The organism is uncultured Chitinophaga sp. (assembly GCF_937874145.1).
Classification (GTDB): Bacteria; Bacteroidota; Bacteroidia; order Chitinophagales; family Chitinophagaceae; genus Chitinophaga.
Genome location: NZ_CALNBI010000488.1, coordinates 1 through 4,796 on the forward strand (window position 1 = coordinate 1; position 4,796 = coordinate 4,796).

The following is a 4,796-nucleotide window of genomic DNA, read 5'->3' on the forward strand; positions in this document are numbered from 1 at the left end:
CGGTGTATGGTATCCGGTTTGGGGATCAGTACAAGGCCCTCAGCCAGCTGTTCTTCCGGTTTCAGCCGAATCAGCAGATGAAAAATCTCATCGTGCTGTTGCAGATCCTGGAGGAATTAAGCCGGCACGTAAGGGAACAGGCCCCGACGATTACGGACGACAGCCGCAAGATCCAGTATAAGGAAAGCGACGCCGAGAAGCTTTCTTCCATATTCAATTATGTATTCGAGAATTACCAGACGGGGGTGGACATTCAAACTGCCGCATCGCTGGCCTGCATGAGTGAGGCGGCTTTCTGCCGGTATTTCAAAAGGAACACCCACAAAACGTTCTCGCAGTTCGTCAACGAGATCAGGATCAGCCATGCCACCCGTTTGCTGATCGGGAAAGACGACAGCATCACGGATATTTGTTATGCCTGTGGTTTTGACAATGTTTCCTACTTCAACCGGCAGTTCAAGGTCCACCAGGGGATGACGCCCCGGGATTTCCGGAAAGTGTTTATCGTCAGCAATGCAGACGCGCCGTTTCTGCGGGTGGCGGATTGACGGGGGGATTGGGTGAATTGACGTACTTTTGCCGGATGGATCATTCTTCTTTCTCCGTTCCAAATGCCCTGGTGCATTTGCAAATCAAGGCATTGAACGAGATGCAGCAGGCATCGCTGGAAACTAACAGTAAGGCTAACGACGTGGTTTTGCTGGCCGATACCGGTTCCGGCAAAACACTGGCCTTCCTCCTGCCGGTGGCGCAGTTGCTGAAAGAAAACACGGCTGTGAGCCAGGCCCTGATCATTGTTCCGTCCCGCGAACTGGCATTGCAGATCGAACAGGTTTTCAAGAAAATGAAGACGGGTTTCAAAATCACCTGCTGCTACGGCGGGCATTTGCGGGAAACCGAAGAAAACAACCTGAAACAGGCTCCTGCGCTGATCGTGGGCACGCCTGGCAGGCTGGCCGACCATATCCGCAGGGGCAATATCAATACCAGCCATATCGAAACGTTGGTCCTGGATGAATTCGATAAATCGCTGGAAGAGGGTTTTGACGAAGAAATGGCTTTCATCATCGGTTCCCTTCCTATTTTAAAGAAAAGAATCCTTACCTCGGCCACGGAAGCCCTGGAGATCCCGGCGTTCGTTGGGATGGGGCAACCTGTGGAGCTCAACTTCCTGAAGGGTGAGCAGTCGCCTGCCTTGGCGGTTAAAATGGTAATGAGCGGGGATGAAGATAAGTCCGAAACGCTGTTCCGGCTGATTTGTGCGCTGGGCAACCGGTCCACTATTATATTCTGCAACCAGCGTGAATTTGTCGAGGAAGTCAGCGCCTATCTGAAAAACGAAGGCATCCCGAATGTGTATTATCATGGAGCGCTGGAGCAACAGGAGCGGGATGCAGCGCTCTGCAAGTTCCGCAATGGCACGTCCAACATCCTGGTGACCACCGACCTGGCGGCCCGCGGACTGGATATCCCCAATATCCGCTACGTTATCCATTATCAGCTGCCGCATACCATCGAAACTTTTACCCACCGCAACGGCCGCACGGCGCGTATGGAAGCCAGCGGCACGGCGATCCTGATTTTGGCGCCCCATGAAAGGGTGCCAGATTTCATTTCCCCGGAGCCCGAAGTCATCAACCTGCCGGAGAAAGCCGTGATACCGCAAAAACCGGATTGGACCACCTTGTTCATCGCCGCAGGCAAAAAAGATAAAGTAAACAAAGTGGACATCGTCGGTTTCCTCTCGCATAAAGGAAAACTGAAGAAAGAGGATATCGGTATCATAGAAGTAAAAGACTTTTTCTCCTTTGTAGGCGTACGCAAATCCAAGGCTGGCGCCGCCCTTCAACTGATACAATCCGAACGGATCAAAAACAAGAAAGTGAAAATCAGTATTGCGAAGTAGGCTGATGCCGGCAGTTTTTGACTTTGCAACCAGTTGACAGTCACCCCGGGAGCCGCACCATAATCAAACTTTACAAAGAAGTGATGAAAATAGCCATATGCGGAACGCATGGTGTCGGCAAAACGACGCTCGCGGAAGATTTGCTGGAGCATCTGCCAGGTTATGAACTGGTTATAGAGCCTTACTGTGAAATGGAAGCGTCGGGGAATATATTCTCTGAAATCCCCGGGGTCGATGATTTTGTTGATCAATTTCATCATTCCGTCAAGCGCATTGCAAATAGCGGGGAGCATGTCATTTTTGACAGATGCCCGGTAGATATCCTGGCTTATATACATGCAATTGAGCCGCATCGAAATATTCAGCAATTATTTCAAACCGCTCAAAATATAATGGAGCAAATTGACCTGCTCATCTTCGTCCCGATTGACAATCCGGATTTTTATCCTGGCGGGGAAACGGAGCTCACGGAATTGAGATTGTCGGTAAATGATGTGCTGCACGATTGGGTGTGGGATTTCAATACTAAAATTATAGCCGTAAAAGGTGATGCCAGGTCCAGAAGAGAACAGGTGCTTGCACACAACTCCTGAAAAAAACCACTATCAAAAACCACATCCGGTAATTTCTACCCCTTTAACATCTCATCAATTTTGTATACTGCAAAAATGATGAAAAGCATCAACAGGATTGTAAACACAAGCATGGACCAATAGCCTCTTTTCGCTTCCACGATGATTTTATCGGGCTTTTCAGGAAGGTACTTTACCGGAACCGTTCTGCCGGACCGGTACTTCCCATGCTTCGATACGAAGCTCGCCGTATGGCCTTGGCCGGACAATCCGTCGTACCGTACATGCACCCGATCTGATACCGGACCGCGTGAATAGCGGGTGGTTTTGATGTTCGTAATGGTTCCGGTCGTTGAAATCCCGTGCAGCCGGATGCGTTCTTCCAACCGGATATAACGGACCGTTATCCACAGCGGGATAGCGCCGATGACGATGAGGAGGATGTAAAGGATAATCATGATGGGGTAATTGGCGTCGCATCTAAAGTTAGCGAATATTCCCGATGGGTTGGCGGATGCGTTTTATTGTATAGTTGAATGTTAGTACCTTTCTGCGCCATAGTGTAAGTGTTTGTTCTGCAGAAATATGATCCTGTTTAGCACTTACAATCAACCGGTCGCGAAAGGAACGGATGAATTTCGACCAATATTTCCCCTTCGAGTCCTTCAACAAAAAGTAAAACCCGGCATCTCCAAATTCTCTTCCGGATGAATCCAGTATCAGTTCACCATTTTCCCCGACACCAGGCGTCATGAGCACAGTAGCATTGCCATTGGGTAGAGGGAAAACGGCCTTGATGCATATTTTCCCTGAAGGCAAGGTACTCAGGCCATAAGCACCCGAATAAATAACCTGGCCACTCGACTGAGCAGACCTGAACCAAAACGTATACCTGACTTCGCCAGACTCCGGCTCAATTAAAGTGATTACTTTGCTTTGCAACAATTCGCCGTCCCTATTGCTTGTTGGAATATTTAACTGATTGATTCTATTGCTGAATATCTTATTAACCAACATGCCAAAACCTTTGAAAAAAGGATTCCATTTCACTGAGAAATCCAGGGCATAATCAGCGGTATTCTCATAAAAATCAATAACATGCTGCGATAAAGCTGACAATTCATGCGCCGGCAGATGGAGCATATCCATTGAAGGTATGAGCCCTTTTTTACCTGATTTACTATCAATCACCAAACCTTCCTTTCGGGCTAGTTGCTCAATATACTCCTCCCCGATTCCGTCCAGGTACCCAAATGGCCCCATTAACCAGGAAACTTCATCGGGCGTTATGCTTCGGCCCCGGAAAATCACCCATTGCTGAGTTAGCCAATCCTGCAACTTCTGCGTTGGATATGCCAGGTTCATTTCTATAATTATTTGAGGTTAGGGATATAGTTTGTTCGGCCATTCCATTCACCAAATTCTGAAATGGGTTTGAATCGCAACGTTGTAAACTCGAAATGAAAATCTTTCCTTTCCCGTTCCTTCATGGCATTTATATGCCTGTCCGGTAGTGGGACCGCACTGTGTCCCCGAACCATATCCGTCATTTCCCTTTGGGATTTCCAGATAGAAAAAGTGGAAACGGTACGCGGGAGCTTGATAGAAGCCGTTGAAAATATTGCTCCCGGATGATCCCGGACCAATCTCTCCACCGGCCTGCCCCAATGAATGAACCTGGGTATCTCGGGGAGCTTCATTCTGGCAAGGGTTACCGCTACAACGGGATCGTCCGGAGCGTTGGATGCAATGGGTTCATCAGGTATCTCAAATGCGCTTATATTTCCCCACTGCCGCAAAAATGCCAGGCGTATGTGCCATCCTTTCGCCATTACTTTACCCAGGCTATTGCTTTCTAAGAAGCGGTCAATGGCTGCGTCATTTTCCCATTGCGCAAATATGGCAACCTGCCTGGCCAGCATCCGCGACGGGGAATAGATGGCTGATCCCAACGTCATGGCTGTCATGCACTCTGCATGTATCAAACCAGGAGCGTCTTTCGGCCGGGGAGATGATACAATCGCTCTTAAGGCAGAGATATAAGGTGTTTTTGCAAGATGGTAAGTGAATACGCTCATACCAGGCTGTTAGCGATAAATTGTTTTCATCCGCGTGTTTCCAGGTTCCTCAGTAAGCATAAGGACTTTGTGGCGGGATGGGTTATCATGCGAAAATGCTGTGGTTTGCACATTATACGCAATTCCTTGAAATTAATGGAAAATGATGGGGATTGCTCGACTAAAAAAGAAAAATCGCGTTCAGCACCGGTCTCTAAAAATCGTGCGGGCCGGGAGGACAATTATCGAACTATTCAACTT

The 4,796-nt window shown here is 48.4% G+C and carries 6 protein-coding genes; 3 read left to right on the forward strand and 3 right to left on the reverse strand.

What is annotated here, in order from left to right:
- From Q0510_RS23160 to Q0510_RS23170, 3 genes are all read left to right on the forward strand, one after another.
- Nucleotides 1–548: AraC family transcriptional regulator (locus tag Q0510_RS23160; RefSeq protein WP_298717103.1), on the forward strand; the 548-nt coding region annotated here is incomplete at its 5' end.
- Nucleotides 549–583: 35 nt separating this feature from the next.
- Entirely contained in the window at nt 584–1,906 is a 1,323-nt protein-coding gene (locus Q0510_RS23165; protein WP_298717106.1) for a DEAD/DEAH box helicase, read from the forward strand.
- Between the two features lie 83 nt (nt 1,907–1,989).
- Nucleotides 1,990–2,499: an AAA family ATPase gene (locus Q0510_RS23170; protein ID WP_298717109.1), complete on the forward strand. Its 510-nt coding sequence runs from the start codon at nt 1,990–1,992 to the stop codon at nt 2,497–2,499.
- 35 nt (nt 2,500–2,534) lie between these two features.
- Here the strand turns inward: Q0510_RS23170 and Q0510_RS23175 are convergent, their stop codons facing one another.
- The 3 genes from Q0510_RS23175 to Q0510_RS23185 are packed head-to-tail and all read right to left on the reverse strand — an operon-like array spanning nt 2,535 to nt 4,556.
- Nucleotides 2,535–2,936, reverse strand: a complete 402-nt coding sequence (locus tag Q0510_RS23175; protein WP_298717112.1) for a DUF3592 domain-containing protein — start codon at nt 2,934–2,936, stop codon at nt 2,535–2,537.
- Nucleotides 2,937–2,964: 28 nt separating this feature from the next.
- A complete protein-coding gene (locus Q0510_RS23180) occupies nt 2,965–3,843 on the reverse strand; it encodes a hypothetical protein (RefSeq protein ID WP_298717115.1) in 879 nt (292 codons plus the stop codon).
- A gap of 8 nt (nt 3,844–3,851) precedes the next feature.
- The gene (locus Q0510_RS23185) at nt 3,852–4,556 is read right to left on the reverse strand and encodes a hypothetical protein (RefSeq protein ID WP_298717120.1); all 705 of its coding nucleotides are present in this window, start codon (nt 4,554–4,556) and stop codon (nt 3,852–3,854) included.
- Nucleotides 4,557–4,796 lie beyond the last annotated feature (240 nt).